22 protein-coding genes and 1 pseudogene are annotated in these 26,579 nt (G+C 39.3%); 1 reads left to right on the top strand and 22 read right to left on the bottom strand.

Features of this window, described 5'->3' with window-relative positions; genetic code table 11:
* Nucleotides 1-575: 575 nt before the first annotated feature.
* From LI074_RS12745 to LI074_RS12705, 9 genes are all read right to left on the bottom strand, one after another.
* Nucleotides 576-800, bottom strand: coding sequence for an acyl carrier protein (locus tag LI074_RS12745; RefSeq protein ID WP_173698384.1), 225 nt, complete (start codon nucleotides 798-800; stop codon nucleotides 576-578).
* A 67-nt stretch (nucleotides 801-867) separates the two neighbouring features.
* Nucleotides 868-2,067 carry a diaminopimelate decarboxylase family protein gene (locus LI074_RS12740; RefSeq protein WP_055200539.1) on the bottom strand — a complete coding sequence of 400 codons (1,200 nt, stop codon included), beginning with the start codon at nucleotides 2,065-2,067 and terminating at the stop codon, nucleotides 868-870.
* On the bottom strand, nucleotides 2,064-3,584 hold the full coding sequence (locus LI074_RS12735) for an amino acid adenylation domain-containing protein (protein WP_055200541.1): 1,521 nt from the start codon (nucleotides 3,582-3,584) through the stop codon (nucleotides 2,064-2,066). Before LI074_RS12735 ends, LI074_RS12740 begins: the two co-directional genes overlap by 4 nt.
* A 72-nt stretch (nucleotides 3,585-3,656) precedes the next feature.
* Nucleotides 3,657-4,637 carry a hypothetical protein gene (locus LI074_RS12730; RefSeq protein ID WP_118593555.1) on the bottom strand — a complete coding sequence of 327 codons (981 nt, stop codon included), beginning with the start codon at nucleotides 4,635-4,637 and terminating at the stop codon, nucleotides 3,657-3,659.
* Nucleotides 4,624-6,135, bottom strand: a complete 1,512-nt coding sequence (locus tag LI074_RS12725; RefSeq protein ID WP_020993151.1) for an MBOAT family O-acyltransferase — start codon at nucleotides 6,133-6,135, stop codon at nucleotides 4,624-4,626. Before LI074_RS12725 ends, LI074_RS12730 begins: the two co-directional genes overlap by 14 nt.
* Nucleotides 6,136-6,275: 140 nt before the next feature.
* Nucleotides 6,276-7,223, bottom strand: coding sequence for a hypothetical protein (locus LI074_RS12720; RefSeq protein ID WP_055054268.1), 948 nt, complete (start codon nucleotides 7,221-7,223; stop codon nucleotides 6,276-6,278).
* A 116-nt stretch (nucleotides 7,224-7,339) separates the two neighbouring features.
* Nucleotides 7,340-8,128, bottom strand: a complete 789-nt coding sequence (locus LI074_RS12715) for a transglutaminase domain-containing protein (RefSeq protein WP_161234108.1) — start codon at nucleotides 8,126-8,128, stop codon at nucleotides 7,340-7,342.
* Nucleotides 8,129-8,225: 97 nt separating this feature from the next.
* Nucleotides 8,226-8,894, bottom strand: a complete 669-nt coding sequence (locus tag LI074_RS12710) for a hypothetical protein (protein WP_055054258.1) — start codon at nucleotides 8,892-8,894, stop codon at nucleotides 8,226-8,228.
* Between the two features lie 17 nt (nucleotides 8,895-8,911).
* Nucleotides 8,912-9,898: a hypothetical protein gene (locus LI074_RS12705; protein WP_243148472.1), complete on the bottom strand. Its 987-nt coding sequence runs from the start codon at nucleotides 9,896-9,898 to the stop codon at nucleotides 8,912-8,914.
* Between the two features lie 253 nt (nucleotides 9,899-10,151).
* On the opposite strand from LI074_RS12705, the pseudogene LI074_RS17970 reads away from it, so the two are divergent.
* A pseudogene (locus LI074_RS17970) lies at nucleotides 10,152-10,271 on the top strand (SAM-dependent methyltransferase); the annotation flags it as partial.
* A gap of 63 nt (nucleotides 10,272-10,334) precedes the next feature.
* Here the strand turns inward: LI074_RS17970 and LI074_RS12695 are convergent.
* The 13 genes from LI074_RS12695 to udp form a co-directional block, all read right to left on the bottom strand.
* Nucleotides 10,335-10,988 carry an HAD family hydrolase gene (locus LI074_RS12695; protein WP_227296163.1) on the bottom strand — a complete coding sequence of 218 codons (654 nt, stop codon included), beginning with the start codon at nucleotides 10,986-10,988 and terminating at the stop codon, nucleotides 10,335-10,337.
* Nucleotides 10,988-11,338: an Hpt domain-containing protein gene (locus tag LI074_RS12690; protein ID WP_055060706.1), complete on the bottom strand. Its 351-nt coding sequence runs from the start codon at nucleotides 11,336-11,338 to the stop codon at nucleotides 10,988-10,990. The genes LI074_RS12695 and LI074_RS12690 overlap by 1 nt, the downstream gene beginning before the upstream one ends.
* Nucleotides 11,339-11,696: 358 nt before the next feature.
* Complete coding sequence (locus tag LI074_RS12685; protein WP_243868837.1) at nucleotides 11,697-13,205, bottom strand: S1C family serine protease; 1,509 nt, start codon at nucleotides 13,203-13,205, stop codon at nucleotides 11,697-11,699.
* 188 nt (nucleotides 13,206-13,393) lie between these two features.
* On the bottom strand, nucleotides 13,394-15,883 hold the full coding sequence (locus tag LI074_RS12680) for a DUF5722 domain-containing protein (RefSeq protein WP_173698304.1): 2,490 nt from the start codon (nucleotides 15,881-15,883) through the stop codon (nucleotides 13,394-13,396).
* A gap of 273 nt (nucleotides 15,884-16,156) precedes the next feature.
* On the bottom strand, nucleotides 16,157-16,726 hold the full coding sequence (lepB, locus tag LI074_RS12675) for a signal peptidase I (protein WP_008708256.1): 570 nt from the start codon (nucleotides 16,724-16,726) through the stop codon (nucleotides 16,157-16,159).
* 708 nt (nucleotides 16,727-17,434) lie between these two features.
* Nucleotides 17,435-18,994: an aminotransferase class I/II-fold pyridoxal phosphate-dependent enzyme gene (locus tag LI074_RS12670; protein WP_082809100.1), complete on the bottom strand. Its 1,560-nt coding sequence runs from the start codon at nucleotides 18,992-18,994 to the stop codon at nucleotides 17,435-17,437.
* Nucleotides 18,995-19,794: 800 nt separating this feature from the next.
* The gene (locus LI074_RS12660; protein ID WP_055054264.1) at nucleotides 19,795-21,042 is read right to left on the bottom strand and encodes a 3-isopropylmalate dehydratase large subunit; all 1,248 of its coding nucleotides are present in this window, start codon (nucleotides 21,040-21,042) and stop codon (nucleotides 19,795-19,797) included.
* A gap of 18 nt (nucleotides 21,043-21,060) precedes the next feature.
* A complete protein-coding gene (locus LI074_RS12655; RefSeq protein WP_022380260.1) occupies nucleotides 21,061-21,552 on the bottom strand; it encodes a LeuD/DmdB family oxidoreductase small subunit in 492 nt (163 codons plus the stop codon).
* 245 nt (nucleotides 21,553-21,797) lie between these two features.
* The gene (locus LI074_RS12650; protein ID WP_008708262.1) at nucleotides 21,798-23,048 is read right to left on the bottom strand and encodes a 3-isopropylmalate dehydratase large subunit; all 1,251 of its coding nucleotides are present in this window, start codon (nucleotides 23,046-23,048) and stop codon (nucleotides 21,798-21,800) included.
* Between the two features lies 1 nt (nucleotide 23,049).
* On the bottom strand, nucleotides 23,050-23,532 hold the full coding sequence (locus LI074_RS12645; RefSeq protein WP_008708263.1) for a LeuD/DmdB family oxidoreductase small subunit: 483 nt from the start codon (nucleotides 23,530-23,532) through the stop codon (nucleotides 23,050-23,052).
* A 159-nt stretch (nucleotides 23,533-23,691) separates the two neighbouring features.
* Entirely contained in the window at nucleotides 23,692-24,882 is a 1,191-nt protein-coding gene (locus LI074_RS12640; protein ID WP_008708264.1) for a phosphopentomutase, read from the bottom strand.
* Nucleotides 24,883-25,003: 121 nt separating this feature from the next.
* Nucleotides 25,004-25,447, bottom strand: coding sequence for a cytidine deaminase (gene cdd / locus LI074_RS12635; RefSeq protein ID WP_128868203.1), 444 nt, complete (start codon nucleotides 25,445-25,447; stop codon nucleotides 25,004-25,006).
* A gap of 18 nt (nucleotides 25,448-25,465) precedes the next feature.
* Nucleotides 25,466-26,251: a uridine phosphorylase gene (udp, locus tag LI074_RS12630; protein WP_128868202.1), complete on the bottom strand. Its 786-nt coding sequence runs from the start codon at nucleotides 26,249-26,251 to the stop codon at nucleotides 25,466-25,468.
* Nucleotides 26,252-26,579 lie beyond the last annotated feature (328 nt).

Below are 26,579 nucleotides of genomic sequence, written 5' to 3'. Positions count from 1 at the left end.
AGAATTTTCGAGAATCGTATGTGTTTCACTGTTTAGTTATCAAGGTTGTCTGTCTTGCGACAGCTTGTTTACTTTATCACATCTCTTTTTCTTTGTCAAGAACTTTTTTCAAAGTTTTTCGAACTCTTCCGGATTTCGGAACTGTTCTTCTGATCTGTGATTGTCGGCTCTGTTCAAGCGACTTGATTACTTTAACATATTTATTTTAAGTTGTCAAGCACTTTTTTAATTTCTTTTTTTCTTTCAGAAATCACTTTAAATTGTCTCTTTTTAAGGAACAATTATTTCCGACAGCTCAACTAATATAACACTGAAAGCAGTCCCTGTCAACAGTTAATTTCATAATTTGACAAACTTTTTTATTTCCACCTTAGAGCATGTTTCAAACACACTCTACGATCCACCCAGTCCACATCAGACATTCATCCCATCTGACACCTGGATTCCATCCCTCAGCGCCATGTACAGGAATTGTTAATACACTGACAACCATCGCTATGCCTAATAATATTTCTGATCTCTCAACTGAAAAGCAGACAACTGGATTATAATTCCAATTGTCTGCTTTGTATAAATCAATCTTTCAGTTTGCACACCATATTCCACAGTGCTTTTGCAGAGTTAAAATTCTCCGGAATAATATCTGCCGGTGTAATAGTAATGTCATAAGTATCTTGCAATTCACTCACAATAGACAGGATTGCAAAGGAATCAAGAATTCCATCGTCAATCAAAGTATCACAGTTTTCAAAATCTGCATCCGGCTGGATCTCTTCCAGTAATTCAATTAATTCTTCCATTTTTTCATATCTCCTTATTTTTTGTTTTTTCAGCAATTCCATTATTTTTCGGTATTGCCACGGTCTTTTATTTCTCTGAATTTAAAAGATCTGTATGTACACCATCCCGCACCATGCGCAGTCCCTCTCCCTCTGTCCAGAAATAGATTCTCGGAAGAGGACGGCTCAGGAATAAATAGATTCCTTCTGTAACGGAATAAGCACCTACCCGTTCAAATACCAGTATATCATGAAGCTGCGGTTTGTGAAGTGGAAATCGCTTTACGACCACATCGCTGACCGTGCAGAGTGCACCGCAAAGATTCCAGGATTCTTCTTCTCCCCCTGTCTTCTCATTTCCTTCTGTATCAAGCTGTGTACAGTACGGCTGTTTCATTGCCATCGCCTGTCCATAATAATTCAGATGATTGATACCACCGTCCATGATCACATACGGCTGTTCTTTATTCACCTTCATATCCACGATTGATGTCACATAATATCCACAGGCTGCTGCCAGAAATCTTCCCATCTCAAGAACAACCTTACCCCTGAAATTAAGACTTTCCAGAAGTGCTCTGAACTCACTCAGAATATTCTCCACGTCCTCGCTCTTATCCTTCTTAAAATATGGGACAAAAAATCCCGGACCATACTCAAGCACCTGTGCTTCAAATCCACTCTCAGATTTCAGCTCCCCGATAAATTCATCCAGATGCTCCAGCTCTGTTTTCATCTGACTGAGATCTTTCTTCTGAGTTCCGGAATAGAACTGAAGTCCCTCTATCTCAACCCCCGGATAATCTGTTCTGTCAGAAATGATTTTCCTGATATCTGCTTCATCTACGCCAAACTGATTTCCGCTTGTCACGCGGATCAACACCGTAATCTTCATGCCAAGTCTCACTGCAGTTTCATTCAGAATCTGTAAATGCTGCAAAGACTCTACAGTATACACTCCCTTTCCTCCATATGTAGAAAGTACATATTCCATATCTTCAGGGTTCTTATACACACCCGAAAGAACAATTCTCTCCATCGGCACACCAACACGCTCACAAATTCGAAATTCACCCGGTGAGCACACTTCAAATGTCGGAACCACATCCATCATAGGTCCTGTAAGAAAAGGGTTTGCTTTCATAGCATAACATAACTGTGCGCTCTCTCCAAGACAACTCTGCACTTTTTTTACAAATTCCTTCATCTTATCCAGGTCAAAAACATAAGCTGGAGTTGGAGTATGTTCTTTCTCGATCAGTTCTTTTATAAATCCATAGGAACTCATTTCTTTTCCTCCTGATACATAGCTGTAAGAGCTTTTCTGTCAATCTTTCCATTCTTTGTAAGAGGCATGCTCTCCACCTGGCGGAATACATTCGGAACCATAAAAGCAGGTACATACTGCCCCAACGCTTTTGCCAGCGGTCTTCTCTCAATATCTCCTTCATAAAAAGCTACGATTTTGCTTTTAACTGTATCAAAAATACAGCAGCTTCTCACAATCTCCGGAACCTTATCCATAGCAGCCTCGATTTCTCCAAGCTCAATACGATGTCCCATATGCTTAATCTGGAAATCCTTACGTGTTGCAAAGCACAACTCACCACGTTCATTATAATAAGCAAGATCACCGGTTCTGTACATTGGCTCCAGATATCTGTCATTCAGTGGATTCTGAACAAAAACCTTCGCAGTCTGTTCTCTGTTTTTGTAATATCCCAGTGCAAGTGCACTTCCTGTTACGCAGAGTTCACCATTTTTATTTTTCTCTGTGATCAGCTTGTCTTCTTCATCCAGAAGGAATACTTTTTCATTTGGAAATGCCTTGCCCATAGGAAGTACATCTCCAGGCTGGAACTCCCTGTCTACAATATAATACGTACAATTACATGTGATCTCAGTTGGTCCATAAATATTTACATACATAACATCCGGCAGATATTTTCTCCAGATATTCAGATGTTTCACAGGCATAGCCTCTCCTGAGAAAAGAATCTTCTTAATCTTATCCGGAACTTTATATTCAAATCCGTTCAAAGTTGAAATAATACACAACGCAGATACCGCCCACACCAGCGTGGTCACTTCCCTCTCGATCAGATAGTCAATCAACTTCATCGGGAAAGAGAATAGCTGCTTCGGAATAATTTGGACAGTTGCTCCTGTCTTCAGTCCGGAATAAATATCTTTAACAGATACATCAAAATCCCAGGGTGCCTGATTTCCCATCACATCTTTATCTGTAATATCAAAAAGCTCTGTAAAACAATCAATAAAATCAAGCACTGAACGATGACCTACCACAACTCCCTTGGGAACTCCTGTTGACCCGGAAGTAAAAATTCCATACAGCGGATCCACATCCAATGCCTGTTCTCTGATCTCATTCAGCACAGCTTCATTCTCCTGCTCATCAGCAAGATCCGGAGCCATCAGAACCTTTCCTTTGAACTCCAGTTTCTCCAAATCCTTCAGATATTTCTCAGATGTAACGATCACATCACTGTCCAAAATTCCAAGAATCTGCTGAAGTCTGCTCGCCGGCTGTTTTGTATCCATCAGTACATAAAAACATCCTGCATAAACAGCACCCATGAAAACTCCGATGGTTTCTACGCTCTTCTCCATAAATACAGGCACCGGATTTCTCGGTGTAAAATACTTTGCAATAGCTGTTCCTATTCTGCGTGCAGTCTGCTCCAGTTCTTTAAATGTGCAGGATGTATGTTCATCTGCAAAAGCTGTCTTATCCGGATATTTCCGTGCGGATTCTTCAAGATATTCCAGAATACTTGTCTTCATATGTAATTCCTCCCCTCTGTACTTCACAAGGTTTTTATATTGATTTATTACTGTCTTTTTGCAGCCTTGAAATTACTTCCTCTGTCCGGCACTCTCCAACACCTGTGCCAGCACTTCAGAGTATTCTTTTGCAGCATCCCCATTCATATGTCCGTCATAATCTGTATATGCTTTCAGGTCATGTGTAAATGCCTTAAAATACTGCGTATTAAAGTTAAGATACTCTACGCCCTGTTCTTCAAAGAACTGCCCGAAATATTTCCATGCTGCATTATAACTGTCACTGTAATCCTTCAGAGTATTTATTGGAATTGGCGTAGTTACTGCAACAAACTCTATATCATTTTCCTTGCAGAATGTGATCAGCTTCTTCAGATATTCCATATTCTCTTCGTTTACCTTACCCTCTTCATAGAGCTTAGGTTCTGATTTCTTAAGCTTTGTCACATCCACCGGATATCTCTCAATAAATCCACTTTCATGATATTCCTGAGAATCACTCTTCAGATGAGATACGTCATAATCACCCGTTACTTTCTGCGTAAATGTATCTTTGACTTTCGGCAATTCATAGCTGAGAGAATATTCATACCATGGGAAAAGCACAGTACGGAAATTACATTTCGCAATAGAATTCCAGAAATATTCCACCTTTGCTTTTGAAAATGGAAACTCATGATAAAAAAGCAGGTAGTTATTTCCTTCTTCCTTTTCAGATACAAAATATCCCGGGTCAACCTCATAGATAATTCTCTTCGGATTCTGTTTCTCTTTGATCAGTTTAGTCAGATAATACGCATCGATTCCATACTCGCCGCCAACGCAAAGATTATGTCCACTGCGTCCGGTAACTTCCTGCATCACCTCCGGATCAATATCCATCTTTCCATGGGAAGTTCCCACGATAATGTCATCAAACTGCTGTGTCACAACTGCATGCACATCATTTCTCATAAATGTACATGGATAAAGTGCCAGGTCAAGTGCTGCCAGAAGAGCCACACACACGACCAATACCAGGAACGTTTTTAAAACTTTCTTAAAATTGTGCATAAATAAATCCTCTCGCTACTGCTGTTGATCCAAAGAATCCGATGGATGCCAGCAGACAAAAATAAATTGCTACAGTAATTGGCAGACTCAGTCCTGCAAGTGATTCTCTTATCTTCATGCCACGTTCCTGAAGGACACTTACAATAAACAGAATGATGCAGCCTGCTGCCAGGATTGCCAGCGCATAAGGGGTAAAAGCAGTTCCTTCTTTACCGGCCGGGATCAGCAGTAACTGTGACGGTGCAAACTTTGTGACAGAAAGCTTCATCATATGAAAAGCCTGTCCTACTGTGTCCGCTCTGTCAAAAAACCAGCTGATATTTACAAGGATAAAAGTACGGATGATCATAAATACATGATACCAGTTCTCTTTTCCAGTGATGTTGAATTTCTTTTTCCAGTTTCTGTAATGCTCTGCCATAAGTCCGCTGAAAGCAATGATAATACCATTGTACATACCGTATACAATGTACTTCCAGGCAGCACCATGCCATACACCAACAACGAAGAATACGATCAGATTCGCCAGACAGATTGGTAATGTACGTCCGGTCTTTTTGCCAAATACCTTCTTGCCCCATTTGCCAAATTTTCCCATCCACTTGGATAATGTCACAGGATAGAACACATAATCCTTCATCCAGGTACCAAGAGTAATGTGCCAGCGGTGCCAGAAATCTGTAATGGAAATGGAGAAGAACGGACGCTTGAAGTTCTCATCCAGCTCAATTCCAAACATAGACGCAATACCAATTACCACATCCATACCACCGGAAAAATCTGCATATAGCTGAACTGTGTAAAATAATACGCCAAAGATTGCCAGTCCGCTGTACTGATCCGGATTGTCGAAAATCGCATCTACAAACACTGCTGCCCAGTCCGCCAGGATCATCTTCTTAAAAAATCCCCAGAGAATGCGCTCAAAGCCTCTGGTAATATTCTTACCTTCGAATTTATGAGGTTCATAAAGCTGATGTGCCAAACGACTGTATCTTCCGATTGGTCCCTGCAGAATCTGTGGAAAGAAAGAAACAAACAATGCATATTTTACAGGATTCCTCTCCGCATCACATCTCTTCCAGTACACATCCAGAAGATATCCGGAGGATTGGAAAGTGTAAAACGATATTCCCAATGGAAGCAGGATTTCCATTCCTCTTAAATTCATATGAAACAAAGCATTGAGGTTCTCAATCATAAAATTTGTATACTTTATCACTCCAAGCATACCAAAATTCAATATTAATCCAAGCACCAGAAAATTTCTTGCACTTTTGTGACTTCCACCTGCCTCTGCCTTTTCAACTGCAAGTGCAATCCCCCAGGTAACCAATGTGGAAAACAGGATAAAGCCCACGTAACGGACGCCACCTGCCAGATAATAAATATAGCTGAAACATAACAAAACCAGCCACTGAAATTTGTGCGGCACAATATAATAAACAAGCACACTCACCGCCACAAACAGTAAAAACAAGTTTGAAACTAATGACATGATCTTTCTCCCTAAATATGTACAATTCTTCAGTTGTACTTATAATAAGGGCACTGCACTATGTTATTCCCTCAGATAATGCAGTGCCCTGTTTTATTATACTTTTTAATGCATTTTCCCTTTACAACTGCTGAATCTGATTAATTTAATAACCCATCATCCAGACATCCGTCTCCACCGTCATCAGAACCACCGTCATCAGAACCATCATAATCACCGGAATCATCATTACCATAATCATAATCATTACTGTAATCATAGTCATTGCTGTAATCATAATCATTGCTGTAATCATAGTCATTGCTGTAATCACTACTGTTATCATAACTCTGAGTTGTTTCAGAAGTTGCCTGTGTAGCTGCCTCAGTTGGCTTCGGAGCTAATGCTTTCTCTGTTTCCAGAGTATTGTATTCTTTCTTCTGGCTGATACTGTCAAATACCAGATATGCTACTTCACCTTCCAGATGAAGTTCTGCTTCCTCTGTATCGCCAAATGGGAAAGTGTGGATCTCAGCAGTTGTTCCATCCTCGAAAGTTAACTGAATATTATATTTCGGGATTTCCTTCTCAGCATCATCCTTATCTTCGCCTTCTGCTTTTTCATCTGTTTTGACATCTTCTGTTTTTGTTTCTTCAGTATCTGTGGTCTCTTTTGCATCATCTGAAGAATCCTTGTTTTCCTCATCTGCTTTATCTTTAGCATTGGGATCAAACCAGAGAACTCTTTCCTCATCTGCTTCGAACTTATCTTCTTCTTTCAGGAAATTATCCGGATATTCTTCGTCTTTTTCATTCTTAACAGTAACACCTGTGATAACTTTACCTGTAAGATTTTTCAATTTTACAGAAAAAACACCCTCTGTGTCCTCTTCCGGTTTCTCACCAATTGTCTTTAAATCTTCTTTCTCTTCATCAGCTTTATCTGCATCTTCTGCTACATCTTTATCTTCAGATTCTGTGGCATCCTTATCCGCATCTTCTGAAGTTTCTGTTTTTGCTGTAGTATCTGCTGCCATCGCTGCCTGACTGAATACAAGACTGCTTCCAAGTGCAGCCATCATAAATGCTGTTACAACTTTTTTCTTCATTGTCTTTAAATCCTTTCTGTTCATCCTTTATAGTTCTTTTTTTGCCTTACTGTTAAACAGATAAAATCATTCACTTCGTTACTTGCTCGTAACCAAAGTCAAAAACATTTCAATGCTTAGTTAACTCTCTTATAATTTACATATTTCAGAGTACGTTTCGCACCATATGTAAGTTTATAACCATTCAGTTTGTATTCCTTCTGGAAATTCGGATCATACACATAAGTTTTCTTTTTACCCTTCACCTTCTGATCGATTTCAACCCACGCATGTGCTCCCCTCTTACCACCGGATTTCTGGAAATATCCTTTTACATAATGAGCATCATATCCTGCGACTTTAGCCATCCAGTAGAAAGTAGCTGCCATTACATAACAATCGCCACTGCCTGTTTTAAATCCATATAAACCATATTCTGTAGGTGTTTTTTTAGAAACCTTTACATTGCCTGCATACTGCAGAGAAACAGACCAGTTGAATGCCTTCTTCAGATTTCCTTTACACTTCTGAAGTCGGACTGCAGCCATAGTTTCTACTGCTGACAGCTTTGTTGCCTGTCCATTCTTTTTAATCTTATAATAAGTCTTTGCATTAACCTTATAATACGGTTTATTAGTCACAAGTTTTCCGGTTTTATCAAAACAATACGTATATTTACCGATCTTCTCTACCTTGTTTGTAATTTTCTCACCATTTACATAATAATATTTAACTCCATCAACAGTTTCCCATCCTTCCTTCTTCTCCGGAAGTGGTGCCGGAGTTACATCTGGTGTCTCAACTGTATTATCTGTTGTTCCATCCACATAATTAACGATCGTTGACTTTTCTGCCATAGCCGGCATTGCAGGTGTAAATACCATTACTGAGCTAAGTAATAATGCTGTGATTTTTTTCCTGTTCATAACTCTGTTCCTTTCTTTTTTGTTAACTTACTATCTGCAAATTGCTTCAGCTGCTTTATAATTTTTCACAGCTGAAGCAACCGATTAGCCTGGATAATTATTGTCTTGCCGTAATACTCGCAACAACTTCTGCGCTGCTTCCTTTTCCTGTAGGACGCACAACATTTAACTGTACATAATCGTATGTATATGTGACATCCTTGCCATTTCCATCAAGCATACAGGTATTGCCTTTACTTATTGTACACTTTTTATATTTTCCCAGAATCTTCTTAATCTTTGACGCATTGTTCTGTTTTGCCAGAGTAGATGTTGCCGCATATTTTCTATATAAAGACGTCTTCTTTTTATCTACAGCTCCTGTTTTTGGATTAAAGTAATACAGCTTCGGAATCTCATACATGCTGACACTTCCTACACGTATTCCCTTTACTGTGTGACCACTTACATCAAACCCATAGTACTTACCATTAATCTTCTTCATCAGAATACCATACTTACCAACCATATCCTGATCCGCCTGATAAGCAGCTCCGTTTTTTCCGAAATAATAACGGAAACCCTTTGCTGTTACTCCCCACTGCTGAGTAACCTTCTGGTTATTCTCATCATATCCATATCTCTTTCCTGTCTTTTTGTCCAGTTTTACCTTAACAGTCTGCGGTCCTGCTGCCTGTACTGTCACTGTTTCTGCTACAACAGCCAACGGTGTCAGCATAAGAAGCATACAAAGCACAACTGCAAGGAATCTCTTTGTTTTCTTCATTCTCCATACTCCTTTTCTTAAAATTTAATTTTATGTTCTATTGTATATGCAGGACGTGTAGCTGCGCCAAACAACGTTCCGTACATATTATCATAATAGAGCCCGTTAATCATAACAAAGCTGTGTCCATCCGGAATTGTAATAACATAGGGTTCATATCCCAGTTCCTTCGCGATTGCAGCCACACTGCTGGCAATTCCATAACAGTTTCCTGTAAGACCGTTCTGGAACATCTGAAGGGAATATTTATAAACCCAATCTTTTGTCTTAAACTCCTGAGGTGTAGGATCCATGTATCCTACAAAGTTTGTATAGGCCATAATATAATAAAAGCAGGAACGGAATTTTTCATAATTACTTGCATTGGCATTACTGTGACGTGCAATAAAGTTCCTTGCCGCAAGCTTGCATCTCGCCTGTGTCAGATTTGAAGCATATCCGTTCTTATTAAATTTAATTCCACCTACTGTCTCATTTGTTGCGCATTTACCGTTCTTATATACATAGTACATTTTTCCATTTAGTTCATTCCATCCGGCAACAGCTCTTCCTTTTGCATCAACGAAATATTTGACGCCATTAACCTTTACAACTGCCTTCTTCCCCGGGGCCACTCTCCGGGCATATTTATCAAACACATAGTAAACACCTTTTACTTTATAATATCCATCATGAGCAGCAACTCCATTGGATTTAAACCAGTAATATTTACCATTAATCTTTTTCCATTTATTTCTGACTGGTTTGTTATTTACGTAATAGCGATATACTTTCCCTTCTTTCATCAGTCCGTTTTTAGGCACTGGTGTTGGTTTCGGTGTTGATGTCGGTAATGGCAGTTCCGGTGTTACCTCCGGTGAAGGTGTTATTGTAACTGTCGGCTCACTTCCACCCTCCTGTGGCAGGTCAGCCGCATAAGCACTTCCTGCTCCAAATGTAAGTGCTGCCGTCAGCATCATCGCTGTGAGTGTAACCTTCAGTACTGTAAACTTTTTCCTCTTCATTTTCTATTCCTCCTGAAAAATTTTGCTCGAAGTTTCCTCCCTTCCTTTTGAAATATACTCTCAGAGTACATTTGAATTTTATACTACAATTATAGTATATTGAAGAGTTCATTTCAATTAATACGACGACTTTTTATACAAAAACTTCCAGTTTTTTATAATCAACCTTTCACAAGATTCCACCACTTTTTTCTCTGTCTTTGTACAATTCTTCCATTGGCGCTAACTCCCTTTCAAGATATATCATAGTCCTGTGTGGGATCTTTACCTGTCCGTATGTGCAGCTACTTTCCATAACGGAATCATTGATCTTCACCAGATTCTTATGATCAAAGAAATTAATAATAATCTGCCAATGACACATTGGTACTAATTTACCGATAACTTACTAAAAAGAAGAGGTTTCGTTACCCCAAAGTTTAACGAAACCTCTTCTTTATATTGTCAAACATATATTCTCAATCGCCGTATCCATCCTGTCACAGTAACAGTCGCAGACTTCTTTCATTTTGGAAATATTCTTCCTGTTTTCTTCATCATAGACACCAACAACCACAAATCCTGCTTTTTTTGCAGTTTCCGCTGCATGAAGCGCATCCTCAAATACAAGTGTCTCATTCGGTTCTGCCTGCATAGATTCTGCTGCCTTCAGATAGATCAACGGTTCATCTTTTCCTGCACCTGTTTCTGTACAGGTGTAAATCTGCTCAAAATAATCCAGAATCCCGTTTCTCGCAAGTGCTGCTTCTGTCAGCTCTCGGTTTCCAGATGTTGCAACTGTCATCTGTATATTTCTCTCTTTAAACCATTCCAGAGTTTTCTTCACTCCTGGTTTCAACGGTGCTTCAAATCGGTAAAAATCACTTACAATTTTCAGAACCTCTTCTATAATCTGTGAAATGGACTTATCCAACTGGTATTTTTCTTTCATCCAGGCGGCTCCCTGCTCCAGACTCATAGTGTGCAGAGCAGCCCGGAGATTTTTCTCTGCTGTGATATTCTGACTCGCAAGATAACGTTCTCCAATATCCTCCCACACAGACATAGAATCCAGCAGCGTTCCATCTACATCAAAAATCGCTGCCTTCATCAGTCTTCCATCATATGAATCGCATCTACTGTATTATTGTACTGCTCTTCCACTCTTGCCAGAAGTTCTTCACAGCCTTCAGTATCTCTTCCTCTGAGCTTCTCTGTAATATCAAAGCTTGCCTTATACAGATTATCAAATCCAAGGTTCTGGCATACACCTTTTAAGGTATGAGCTGCACGAAAAGCTTCTTCCCCATTTTTCTGTACCAGATTATCCTTCAGACTCCGGAAACTTCCATCATCCAGAAATTTCTTTGCAAATTTCTTAATAAGAACCTCACTTCTCAGTCTTCCAAGTACACCTTCATAATCTGCACCCATCTGTTCATAACATTCTTTTACTGTCATATTTTTCTCCTCTTTATCCCCATCTGCACTGTTAAACCTGCGTTTTCGCAATGATATTATTATATCACGCCATATAGCTGTTCTCAAGTGCTCTTTCACAAAAGCACCTTAGAATCTTTGTTACTGTTCACATACCACTATAATATAATCAACCCGCCGCAGTGTGATCCTGCCCGGAGGGCTTTATTATGCTATAAGAATATTATGGAATGGTTTCCCATAGCATAATAAAGCACTTTCACATGTAATTCTCTCACATATGAAAGTGCTGATATCAGGCAGATGAAATCATCCGCATCACTACACACTATCACAGATTTTATATCCGGATATCATATAATTTTATTTTCTGCCGGTATTATCTGAAAAATCCCTGATTCTCAAAGTACTGGATAAATGGATTCTCACTTTCCTCTGTATCATCGGAGTCCATACTATCCTCACTGTCTGTATCTTCGTCTACATCTTCATCAGCATCTTTTGAGGATTTCTTAGAATCCTTTTTAGATTTCTTACTGTCTTTATCGTTATCATCACTGTCATCAGCATCTGTATTCTCATCCAGAGTTACTTTAACAGTCTCTTCTTTATAACTTGTTCCATGAGGAACCTGCACAGTCAGCTCTACCTCTTCATCTGGTTCATAATAGGAAAGATATTCCATCAGCTGATCAATACTTGAAACAGCTTTTCCATTAAATTCAGTAATAACGCTGTTTGCTTTCAGACCTGCTTTATCAGCAGCTCCACCTTCTGTTACTTTTTTTACAAAAACTCCTGCCGGAATGCCATACATCTGAACTGCCTCAGAACTTACAGAAGAACCTTCGATTCCAAGTACACCATGTTCAGAATCATCCAGTTTATCTCTTGATGTCTCATTCATCAGATTCTGAAGAATGTCAGTCACGTCTGAGATTGCAATTGCATAACCCATACCTTCTACTTCAGTAGAAGCAAGTTTTGCAGAGTTGATACCAACAACCTCGCCTTCCATATTCAGAAGAGCACCGCCACTGTTACCAGGGTTGATAGCCGCATCTGTCTGGATCAGGTTTACACCGTCACTGCTGTCATCACTTCCATCTGTTACTGTGTTATTGTCAGAATCCATTCTGCGGTTCTTGGCACTTACGATACCGGTTGTAACAGACTGTCCATATCCAAGAGCATTACCGATTGCAACTACCTGCTCGCCTACCTTCAGATCATCAGAACTGCCAATATTCGCAATTGAAATGGCGTCCATTGTATCATCTTCAACATCATCCAGAGATACAGATACAACTGCAAGATCTCTCTCTTCATCAAATCCCTTTACGGATGCCTCCACTGCATTTCCATCTGTAAATGCAACTGACAATGTATCCGCACCTTCTACTACATGATAATTTGTAGCAATCAGAAGTTCATCATCATTCTTACCAACAATAATACCGGAACCACTGCCCTCTACTTCCTGTTCCTGCTGCTGTGGCGCATATCCATACATTCCATACATTCCGAAGTAATTCTGTACCTCCTGAACTGACTTGGTTGTAATAGATACAATAGATGGAAGTGCTTCTGATACGATTTCAGACACATCAAGGCTTCCTTTTGCTGTGCTACCTGTATCTTTGCCGGTATCTGATTTGGAATCACTGGCATCTGCATCCTTCTTCTCGGATTTTGCATATGTCAGGGTTGTCTCGTCCTTATTTGAAGCAGCTTCTACCGTTGTGGCTCCACTCCATCCTGCAAGTTTATTTACTCCCTCAAAGCTTCCTGCTGCCAGTCCTCCTGCAAGTACTGCACATAAGCTGAATGTAAGACCTTTCTTTGCAATCTTTCTGATTTTATCATTTCTGTTATCTTTGTTCATCATAATAAAGTCCCTCCATGAATCTATGTCATTTATCTATGTCATTTATTTATCTCTGTTTCCTTTTGATGCTTCTAAGTATAGGAATGATTTGTGTTCTTTGTGTGGGAAAAATGTGTTTAATTTGTGACAATTTTATACATTTCCAATATGACAGCAATTTTTAAAATCAGTCCTGTCTGTCAGTTACATCACTTTCGATACATGGAGGAAATTTTTCCGGTACTATATCCCGGAACCAGTGATTTCCAGTTTCCAACCTGACTTTTTAGTACCTTTTCTGTATATTTCAGGGAATTGGAACTATCCATATTTTTAAAGACATTATACGCTGTTTTCTTTTTCCCATTGGCATCCTTCAATCCCATTGCCAATCCCTGAGCCACCTCATGGGCTTCATCTTTATAGCTTCTTATAATAAATGCATCAATCATTGGATTGCAGGCAGCCTTATAATAGGCCAGTGCAATTGCTGCTGCCTGATTTGCCTGTCCTCCATAAGTGGAAGAAAATCCCTGTTCCGAAAGAATGATCCTTGTATTGGAACCAAATCTGTTTTTCACATAATCTGTAAGTGTCTGGATATTACGCATAGTGATAAACGTGGTGGTGTTCGCATCACTGGTAAACATGGATGCATTTGCACCTGACCAGAACTGTGAATCTGAAAGCGGCTGATTATATGCATGATATGCCAGATTCCAGTTCACATCTTTCTGCATATCAGAAATCTTCGCCGCAAAGCTTTCCAGAGTTGATCTTGCACTATAGCAGATAGTAAAGGCATTTTTCTGATTCCAGCAATTATCCAGACAGATAAATACTTTGGAACTTCCCCGGCTGCTTTTCACTGCATTGTAAAGGCAGCGAAAAGCTTCACTGTACATGGAGATAAATTTTGAAAAACTGACATTCCCTACATAATAATATCCACTTGCACTGTTTACTTCATTTCCCAGGATCCAGTTACTTATATAACAGTTATTTTTTCCAAACTTCTCTCCCAGATATGCAAACATTGCTTCCATAGTCTGTCTAGTTGTGCTGTTATCTGTGTTCCATCCATAATAAGCTGTTTCTGCATAAGGACTGTTTCCCGTAATAAAGCTCTGCGTACTGGCATTCCTGTCAATACTGATCTGTGCAGTCACCTGGATTCCCTTTGCATTACATTGCTGAACAAGATATACATATCCGTACAGACCATTAAAATGATATGTTTTCCCATTATATTTATATGTTTCCACACCACTGTCTTTTCGCATCAGGTCTGAAATATATAAGTTAAAAAATACTGTTTTGGATTTTGTATCTGTCAGCTCGTTGATATCTGTAGCCTGAATTCCTTTTTTGGTCCCCGGAACAAAATATGCTGCTGTATTTGTACTGAGTTTCTCCGGATTGCTGACATAGCTTTTCGGACTGATCACACTATACGCAGATTTAGATTTTTTTATCCCTATGGCAAATTTTCCCTGTGCATATTCCGGATGTCCGGAAATGTTCAGCTTAAATGTAATCTTCCCTTTTGCCTTCTCCGGCTTCTTTACTTTACCCACCGTTTTTTTCACTTTACCGGAATTAGAATCTACATACACCAGATAGTAATAACCATCCGAACTTTTCACATAATTTGAAACAGTTGCGGATACAGTGATGGTATTCACCTTTGTTCCTTTTACATAATCCAGTGATGCAGCTTTCGCCGAAGGACTGATTTCCTTTGTCCATTTTGCATATAAAGTAAGGGAACCTTCTGAACCCTTTTCAATCACACTTATCTGATTTTTATACTTACTGTCTGTATACCATCCCACAAAATGATATCCGGAACGCGTCGGCTTTTTAAATTTAATCTCATCTTCTGAAGTATAAGTTTTGGGATTAGCAGTATTATTTTTTCCTTTATTAAGTTTATATGTGATTTTATATTCGGATGCTTTCTCCCAGATTGCATACAGGGTTATTGCTGTTGTATCTCCTGCTGCAATAGCCTTATCTGTAGATATATCCGGGCTTGTTCCATCATTTTCTGTGTCTGATATCTGCATTTCTGCCTTATCAGTTTTTTCTTCCCATGATGCGCTGTCCGTCTGTGCCACATCATTTTCTTCCTGCATCACATCTTTTTCTGGTTTTATTTCTTCTCCGGCTTCTGTCCTCTCACTGGTTTCCTGAGCCTGCTTTGCCATATCTGCTGTTTCAAGAAGTTTCTTAATAGAATCTCCCGGTTTATAAGTTTCACCGGTTCCATCTTCTTTCGTATTCCACTCTTTAAAAATGTAACCTGTCTTTCCCTTCAGTGCTTCCGGTACTTTAGCAGTATCCGCATCTGCATAGGGTATCACATATGTTTTTTCCAGTTTACCATCACTGTAAAGCAGAATGTTATAACCTTCCGCACTCTGTCCGGCATTTACTGAATCTTCTGTCTCCGACTGTTCCGGTTCCTGATCTTTTAACTCTCCTGTTCCAAACTCATCTCCACTGTTATTCTCATCAGATATTTTATTTCCTGACTCACTTCCTGTCTCATATCCGGCACCATCTTCAAAAACATCTGCTGCTGATTCAACACTTCCTGCCGAAAACTCTGAAGCCCACAATGTCTGCGGTATACAAGACGGAACTATCATAGATACCGCCAGTCCCATTGCTATAAACTTTTTCCATCTTTTCATATTCGTCTTCCTTTCTCTTTTTACATTTTACGAAATTGTTGTAACTATCCAGTATTCCATTTTCTTCATTTTCCTCCTGTCTTACAGTATAACATTTGAAAAATCCACAGACAACAAAAGACTGTCAAAATCAGGACACTAATATGTGATTTTCCTGATTTTAACAGTCTTTTATAAAATTTCCAAACTGCGAAGCAGTTATTCGGTGTAGAGCTGCGTAGCGAAGCGGATGATTTTATCCGCTTGACTTTTGAAAATATGGAACCGTCACGATTATTTTACAGTTCCTATCTTATTTAACGGCCAGTAACGAACTGCTACTTCTGCCTCTATTGCATCTTCCTCTACAAACGGATTTTGCCAGTATCTGGAATCCATACTGTGGTTTCTGTTATCTCCTAACATGAAATAACATCCCTCCGGAACTGTATACGGTCCAAAGCTTCCTTCCGGTGTTTCCGGACAAAAGCTGTCATCCAGCGGTTCTTCGGAATCATTGATATACACTTTTCCATCTACAATGTTTACTGTTTCTCCCGGAAGACCAATTACTCGTTTTACAAAAAGCTGAGATGGATCATCCGGATATTTAAATATTACAATATCAAATCTTTCCGGATCATCTTTTATATATGCCAGACGATTTCCAAATACTCTGTCACCTGTCATAATTGTTTCTTCCATAGAACCTGACGGCACTCGTGCATTAATATATACAAAGTGTCCCAACAGAAACGCTATAACAAAGACTGCAATGATAATCTTTGCATAGTCCCACAACTCCCTCCACACAGACCTGCTTTTGTCTGACTGTTCTGTCTGGTTTTTTTCCTCATTTTCCATTTTTCGTCATACCTCCAGAAATTTATATCACAGCATCATTTGATGATATCAGGGGCAAAATACTTTTAAACCTAACCTCATTTACTGTTATCAGAATAATAACTATTTCGCAAATAACGCATTAAACATAGTTTATCACATCTGATAGTTATTCACCACTTAATTTTTTATAAAATTTTGTCACTATTTGATTCTTGGTTATTGTTCACTCCGTTCTCAGCAACACGCTTCGCGATGCAGGAAATATGAACCTCCTTGTGCAATGCCCAAGGAGTATCGTTTGCTTCGCAAACTTAATTTATGCTAATCGCATAAATTCGCGCGGTATGTCTTGGGTTTTCTGTGACCTTCGCTCACAAAAAACACCTCACGGGATATTACCAGTGAACAGTAACGATTCTTGGACAATCTTGTCAGCACATTATGTTTCACGTGAAACAAACATATTGTCTTCCTATAGTAATTCCACAATTTAACCGAATCAATTAAGTCCCCTGCGAAGGTTGCGAAAAGCAATAAACAATGGGTGAGGACTTGCTTGTATCAGGAGAAATGTAAACTCCTTCTGATAAACTGCGAAGCAGTTATTCGATGTAGAGCTGCGTAGCAAAATGGATGATTTTATCCGTTTGACCAAAAGTATTTATAATATCAGGAAATGGGTACTATGTTTCACGTGAAACATAGTACCCATTTCTCACTGACAGATTATATTTCCTGCTGGTAATATTCCAGAAAATCTCTGATTTTGCCGGCTGCTTCTTTTAATACTTCTATTCTTGGTAAATAAACCACTCTGAAGTGATCCGGCTGATGCCAGTTAAATCCACCGCCATGTACAAGCAGAATCTTCTTCTCTTTTAATAAATCTAATGCAAATTTCTCATCATTTACGATATTAAATTTCTTTGTATCAATCTTAGGGAACATATAAAATGCAGCTTTCGGTTTCACAGCGGTAATTCCCGGAATATCTGTCAGCGCATTATAAATAAATTCTCTCTGCTCATAAATACGTCCACCAGGAACAATATAACTCTCCACACTCTGATGTCCGCCCAATGCAGTCTGAACAATTGACTGCGCCGGTACATTAGAACAAAGTCTCATATTAGAAAGCATCTTGATTCCTTCTATATAATCTTTTGCAACTGCCTTATTGCCACTGAGAATCATCCATCCGATTCTAAAGCCCGCGATCATATGTGATTTGGATAAACCGCTGAACGTTACACAGAATAAATCCGGAGCCATTGAAGCAATGGAAATATGTTCTGCTCCGTCCATTACAAGACGGTCATAGATTTCATCAGAGAAAATGATCAGATGATGTTCTCTGGCAATATCTACTATCTGTTGTAATACTTCTCTCGGATACAACGCACCAGTCGGATTATTCGGATTTATAATAACGATTGCTTTTGTTCTGCTAGTAATTTTCTTTCTGATATCATCCATATCCGGATACCATTCTGCCTGTTCATCACAAATATAATGTACTGCTTTTCCACCAGCTAAAGTTGCACATGCTGTCCACAACGGATAATCTGGAGATGGAATCAAAATCTCATCTCCATTATCTAACAGAGCTGACATACTGAGATTAATCAGTTCACTGACGCCATTTCCCGTATAAATATCTTCAATAGATACATTAGGGAGCTTTTTCAATTGTGCATACTGCATAATTGCTTTTCTGGCAGAAAATAAACCTTTTGCAGGGGAATATCCCTCACACTCTGTCAACTGCTGTCTCATATCATAAATCACTTCATCCGGTGTTCTGAATCCAAACGGTGCCGGATTTCCGATATTAAGTTTCAAAACCTGAGTTCCTGCATTTTCCATACGTGCAGCTTCTTCTACAACCGGCCCTCTTACATCATATAACACATTATTCAGCTTAGACGATTTTTTAAATTCACGAACCTGTGCTTCCTCAACTGCCTCTCTGTCATTTTCTTTCATATTATTATAATTGTAATCAAATTTCATATTTTCCATTTGAAATCCTGCCTCATTTGTCTCTTTCTTTAAAGTGTCTACAGATACATCGGTTCCTTTCAGCCATTCAGTTTCTACTCCTAATGTTGTCGCCAGAAAATTAAGAATTTCTGATCTGGGAGTTGTTTTTCCACTCAGATACTGGCTCACATGACTCTTTCCAAGTTTCACGCCCTGCTCTGCCGCCTTTTTTACAAGGTCGATCTGCTTCATATTCTTCTGTTCCATTGCTTTTTTTAATCGTTCAGCAAATATATTATTCATAAATACTATCTCCGTTCTCTGTAAAAAACAAATTATATTGTTATAATCAATGGTTATTGTTATATTTCTTAATTCTTTCGCATATATGTTATAGAAAGAACAAATATATTATATTGTTTATACGGGAATCAAAATACATACAGGCATCCAAACATTAATTAAGTTCAAATGTATTTCTTTCAGTATCATACGCGAATATATGTTCTGTTCATTTTTAAATCCCGCATTTTATCAGCTTTTTCAAGTTTTTTTCTTTGCTATTATACTATAATTGAACTAATAATTCAACGGTAAATTTTATTATTTTCAATTTCATCAGCAATGTTCAACTTTTAGTTTATTTTGCAGTTCATTATTAATTGAACCATATTGAACATGTTAATTGTTTTTATTACGCTGGTTCAATTAGTTTAATTTATATTTTGAACTATGCATTGAACCAGAATTTAACTTTTCTTATTTTAGTTCAATATATGTTCAATTTTAAGTTCAAAAAGCACATGTTTTCGTCGGAGATCAGACTCACACTGGACAATTCTGTCTGAGAAACTTTTTCTATGCAATCAAATTTACAGGCTTTTCCACGCCTTTTCTTTCCTTATTATCCCATTATCCCGTCAGATAATTTATTATGTGATATGAAACATATCATAGTGTCGTTCTCTGACAAAAAATAAGTCCACTGCTTACTCCTTTTATAAATAATGCAGTGGACTTATCCGTTAATTTTATTCTTTTGTTATTCTGTAGTTTCGTTGCTCATCTGTACATTTTATATCGCATTGATTTTATTGTACGTTTTATTTCTCTGGATTTACAATTTTACCAGCAATTGCACACGCTGCTGCTGTTTTTGGTGATGCAAGGTAAATCTCTACCTTAGATGTTCCCATTCGACCAAGGAAATTTCTGTTATTTGTAGCTACTACACGTTCACCGTCGGTAAGGATACCTCCTGCACGTCCACAGCATAATCCACATCCGGGATGTGTGATCATTGCACCTGCTTCTGCCAGAGTATCCATAATTCCCTCTGCAATTGCCTGACAGTATATTTTACGACTTGCAGGAGTTACAATCAATTTAACGTAATCTGCTACCTTTTTGCCCTTTAACACCTCTGCTGCAGCTCTGAGATCCTCCAGACGGCCATTTGTACAGGAACCGATAAATACCTGATCTATTTCTGTTCCTTCAAGCTCACTTACATTTTTAATCTTATCTACCTGAGACGGACATGCCATAACCGGTACAAAATCCTCTGCGCGATAAGTGATTGTTTTCATATAGGTTGCATCTTCATCTCCTGTAAGGCTCTTCTGGAACTCATTTAACTCTATGTCACAATATTCTGCAGTTTTTTCATCCGGTGTAAACAGCGCACATTTTGCCCCTGCCTCAATCGCCATATTTGCCATAGTCATGCGGCTTGCTACTGTCATATTCTTTACTGTACTGCCGGTAAATTCAAGTGCTCTGTATGTTGCTCCATCAGCTCCCAGATCACCGATCAGACGCAGGATGATATCTTTGGACATAACATTTTCCGGAAGTTCTCCCTCGATCACAACCTTAATTGTCTCAGGAACTTTGATCCACATAGTTCCTGTTCCCAGAATACTTGCCATCTCTGTATATCCGATACCGGAAGAGAAAGCGCCTACACATCCGTAGGTAGTGGTATGGCTGTCTGTACCAAATACAATATTTCCCGGTTTTACATAACCTGCCTCTGTCATTAACTGGTGGCAGATTCCATCACTTCTGTGAACATTTTTCATGCCATATTTCCTGGCAAAAGCATCTCCCGCATGGAAATGTCTGGTATCATCTAACTGACTTGCAGGAACCAGATGGTCATATATGAGTACTGCTTTATCTGGATCCCAGAGCTTCGTAAAGCCCATTTCTTCAAACTTTTCTGCTACAAATGGAATAAATATATCATGAATCATAACCCTGTCTACATTGACCGTTACAATGTCTCCAGGCTTTACTGTTTTTCCAACATTGTTTCTTATAATTTTCTCAATAACTGTCTCGCCCATTTTCCTCTCCTTTCCAAATCAATCCAGCCCATTCAGTTTGCGCATGGCTTTTACAAGTCCGCCAGCCTGAATAATGCTCATCAGATTTTCCGGAAGAGAAGCAATCGGGTACTGTTTTCCATTGTAATCTACATGTTCATTCATTACCACAGTGACTTCATCACCTTCTTTGATATCATCATGAAGATCTGGCTGCTCGATCAGTAACAGACCATTATTAATAGAATTTCTGAAGAAAATTCTCGCAAAAGATTTGGCAATTACACACTGAATTCCCAGTGCTTTGATAATTTCCGGTGCCTGTTCTCTGGAAGAACCACATCCAAAGTTCTTTCCTGCAACAATAATGTCGCCTTTCTGAATCTGTCCTGCCAGTTCCGGACGCAGAGGACTGAATCCGTACTGTTTCATATCGTCGATTGTTTTCAGTGCGAGATATTCTGTTGGAATAATAATATCTGTATCAATGTCATCATCCAGAACCCACACTTTTCCTGTGAATTTTTCCATAATCTTACCTCTTATCTTCTATCTTCACTTGTAACTGTTCAGTACTTTCACAGTCACAAGTTAAAATTCATTCAAACGAATTGTGATATACCATACCGAATAACTACTCCGCAGTTTATCAGGATGAGCTTGCTCTCCTCCTGATACAAACAAATCTCCACCTGCTGTCTATTGCTTTTCGCGACCTTAGCAGGAAATTTACTTGATTCGGTTAAATGTTTCACGTGAAACATTTATAATTAGCATCACACCTCACTTGCCAGCGCAATCTTTCCTGTAATGGCAGATGCTGTAACAGTAGCTGCTGATCCCAGATATACTTTGGAGCTTGGGTGTCCTGCACGACCTTTGAAATTACGTGTTCCTGTACTGATCAGAACTTCGTTCTCACCGATCACACCCTGACAGCTTCCCCAGCATACACTGCAGTTCGGATTCATAACAATGGCTCCAGCCTCCATAAACGTGTCAATAAGCCCCTCTTTTAATGCCTGGCGGTAAATAGTCTGGCTTGCAGGCACAACGAGAAATCTGACGCCCTCAGCAACCTTCTTGCCCTTGATGATTTCTGCACCGACACGCAGATCTTCAATACGTCCGTTGTTACAGGATCCCAGAAATGCTTCATTGATTTCAATTCCGCAGGCTTCTTCTGCTGGCACAACATTGTCTACAAAATCAGGTTTCGCAACTACAGGACGGACTTTTGATAAATCAAATGTATATTCTCTCGCATAAACTGCATCCGGATCACTGTGATATACAGCCTTTGGCTCACGTCCATGTTCTTTCAGATATTCAATAGCTTTCTCATCTGCTTCAAAGATACCTGTCTTTGCACCGGCTTCTACTGCCATGTTGCAAAGCGCCATACGATCACTGATACTGAGTGTTTTCGCACCCTCGCCTGTAAATTCCATTGCCTGATAGTTACATCCATTTGCTCCGATTTCCCCAATGATTGTAAGAATCAGATCTCTTGCGTAAACTCCTTCCGGAAGTTTACCTGTCAGATTAAATTTTACGCTCTCAGGAACCAGTACCCATGAAGTACCTGTTACCATACCATAAAGGAAATCTGTACATCCTACGCCTGTTCCAAATGCACCTAATGCACCGTATGAACAGGTATGGCTGTCTGCACCAAAGATCAGTTCACCCGGACGGACATAATTCTCGATCATAACCTGATGGCAGACACCTTTTCCTTCCCAGAAATCAATGTTATGTTCTTTTGCAAAATCTCGCATCTTCTTCTGAGATGCTGCTGTTTTCGGGCTATCAGATGGTACATTATGATCCACGATAAACACCAGCTTGCTTGTATCTGCAATGTGCGGATTTTTCAATTTATTGTTATACATATCAACCGTAAGATGTGTGGTTCCATCATTACTCATGAGACGATCGAGTTTAACTGTATGGATATCTCCCGGTTTTACGCTGTCAACACCTGCTGCCGCAGCAATAATCTTTTCTGCAATTGTCATTCCCATTTTACTTCTCCTCCTTGTTCAGAGATGCGATCAGACCACCCTGATTCAAAATATTCTGCATATATTCCGGAAGCTTTGTACAGGAATATGTTTTTCCGTTAGCTTCAACTGTTCCCTCTGACATATGAAGAACCATCTTATCTCCGGTATTTACTTCGTCCGGAAGATCTTTGCAGACAATTACCGGCAAACCAATATTAATAGAGTTTCTGTAAAAGATTCGTGCAAAAGATTTTGCTACAACTGCCTGTACTCCCAACGCTTTCAGAACACCAGGCGCCTGCTCTCTGGAAGAACCACATCCAAAGTTTTCTCCACCTACCACGAAATCTCCCGGTTTTACTTTCTTTGAAAAATCCGGATCCAGAGATTCAAATGCATGACCTTTCATCTCATCCAGATTAGGAAGTAACAGATACTGTGATGCTATGATCTGGTCTGTATCCAGGTCATTATGAAATTTAAAAATTGTTCCTGTTTCCATAAAAACTGTTTCCTTTCTATATCATTTTATCTTTTTACAATTTATCACTTGTCCCTCTTTAACGATTTAGTCAGATAAATTCTTTTCCTATTTTAGCACAAAAGACAGGAGATTGAAAACGCCTGTTTTCAATATTCCTGTCTTTTTTTACAATCGTTATTACATTAACTCTTTTAAAACAGAATGTCCAATTGTTCCCTCAGGCATTGGCACTCCAAAATTCTCCGCCACAGAAGCGCCGATCACAGCAAAAGTATCTTCGTCTTTTATCGCACCGCCATTTTTCATTCTCTTTGAGTACGCAATAAATGGTACATATTCTCTTGTATGGTCAGTTCCTGTATAAGTCGGATCATTTCCATGATCTGCAGTGAGAATAAGCAGATCATTCTCTCTCATTTCTTCTAACAACACACCCAGATTTTTGTCAAATTTCTCAATCTCTTTTCCGTAACCTTCCACATTTCTTCTGTGTCCCCATAATGCATCAAAATCTACAAGATTAACAAAACATAACCCTCTGAAATCTCTCTTGCAGATTTCAATTGTCTGCTCCATTCCATGTACAGAGCTGTCTGAATGATGAGTTTCTGTAATGCCTTCTCCGCAAAAAATATCATGAATCTTTCCAACACCGATCACATCAAATCCATGATCTTTCAACACGTTTAACGTGGTAAGTCCGGTGGGTTTCAATGCATAATCATGACGGTTACTGGTACGTTTAAATTCACCTTTTTTCTTACCAATGTACGGTCTTGCAATAACTCTGCCAACTCTCCATTCATCCTTCATGGTAATTTCTCTTGCAATTTCACAGCAGCGGTACAGATTCTGAAGATCAAAAGTTTCTTCATTTCCGCAGATCTGAAGAACAGAATCTGCTGAAGTATAAACAATCATTGCACCCGTCTGAATCTCCTCTTCGCCCAGTTCCTCAATAATCTCCGTTCCGCTTGCGCTCTTGTTTCCTATCACTCTTTTTCCGCATCTTTTCTCCAGTTCTGCGATCAATTCCGGCGGGAACCCTGTTTCTGTAAAGGTTTTAAATGGTTTTTCTGTTTTGATTCCCATCATCTCCCAGTGTCCGGTCATGGTATCTTTTCCATTGCTAGCTTCACCCAGATGCGTATATCGCCCCTTGGGATTCTCAACACCCGCCATTTTTCCTGCCGGATGAAGATTCAGCATTCCCAGTTTTCTAAGATTTGGAATCTCCAGAGAACCCATTTTCTCAAGAATATGTCCAAAAGTATCCACCCCGATGTCACCAAATTTTGCTGAATCCGGCATTGCCCCGATCCCCAGAGAATCAAGTACAATTACAAAAATTCTGTCGTAATTTTTCATTTATGTTTACTCCTTCTCTTACATTTTATTAATCGCTGACCTTTTCCTGTCCCCTTTTATTGGTCATTCACTTTTTTTACTTTTCGCAATTAAAAATCACTTGCAATGATGGGCGTTTACCTTATATTTCTCGGGAATTTATCAGATTTCGTAGTCCAAATCCCAGCGGTAGCAAATCCTTCAGCGTGTAGATATCATAATACTCTTTATCTATTGCCAGAATAATCCGAAATGTCTCCGGATCACAGAACTCCATCATTACCTGACGGCAGACACCACAGGGAGCTGTATACTCTGTCAAAATCCCATCTTTTCCACCCACAATACAAATTGTGTCAAACTCCCTGACGCCTTCGCTCACTGCTTTGAAAATTGCAGTTCGTTCTGCACAGTTCGTAGGTGTATATGCTGCATTTTCAATGTTACACCCTGTATAAATCTGTCCGTTTTTTGTAAGCAATGATGCACCAACCTTAAAATTTGAATAGGGTGTATAAGAAAATTTGAGCTGTTCCATTGCAGTCTCAATCAGTTTGCTGATCATTGATTTTTCCAGATTCTGCATTATCTGTCACCTCCGTCCTTACAGAACTTGTCCCTGATCTTCTTTAATCATTCTGCGGATTGCCTCTACAGCTACCCGGATTGCCATATCTGTGTCATGTACAACCGGATTCTCAAGACCCAGCTTCTCTCTCTCCTGATTTGCCAATACCAACAGACAGGAACCCATCCTCGCCCTGAGTTTACCGGCTACGATGAAAAGTGCTGCGGATTCCATTTCAGAAGCAAGACATCCCATTCGTTTCCAGGCTTCCCATTTATTGATCAACTCATAACCTGCCGGCATTGCTTCCGGCTCATGCTGTCCATAGAAAGAATCTTTGGACTGTACCACACCTGTATGATATATAAATCCTTTCTCATTCGCAGCTTCAACAAGAGCATTGGTCACATCCAGATTTGCCACTGCCGGATATTCAATTGGCGCATATTCTCTGCTTGTTCCTTCCATACGTACTGCTGCTGTTGCAATCACAATGTCTCCACTTTTTATTTCCGTCTGCATTCCACCACAGGTTCCGATTCTGACAAAAGTATCCGCTCCGCAGCGATACAGCTCTTCCATTGCAATGGACGCTGATGGGCCACCAATACCGGTTGACGTTACACTGACCTTCACTCCATCCAGTGTTCCTGTATAAGTGATATATTCCCTGTTGTCTGCGATCAGCACAGGATTATCAAAATACTGTGCAATCTTTACACATCTTTTCGGATCTCCCGGAAGGATCACATAACGGCCCACTTCACCTTTTGCCACTTGAATATGATACTGTCTGTTTACATCTTCTGAGTAATTTTTCATAATCATCCCATCCTTTTCGTTTTCACGTGAAACATCGGTTGCCACTGTTTAACAATCCTCTTAATTAATGCATTTAAGACAGTTCAACAGGATTTCATGTTCTGATGAGCTGAATCAATATACATTATTTACAAGAATTACTATAGTATCTTCCTTTTATTATGATTATAAATCATATACCTGTATGAGAAAAGTTCTTTTTTAGACCTGAATCCAATATCCGTCCATCTGCAAATATCTTCCTTGTTAATTTACGGTTATAAAAAAACTGAGGTCGTCGCTCCACGATAAGGAACTCTGACCTCAATGGATTTGTGGCTGTTTTATA

Origin of the sequence: Blautia sp. MSK18_10 (genome assembly GCF_020553185.1) — a bacterium.
GTDB lineage: Bacteria > Bacillota > Clostridia > Lachnospirales > Lachnospiraceae > Blautia_A > Blautia_A wexlerae.
This window is presented reverse-complemented; position numbering and strand designations above follow the sequence as displayed.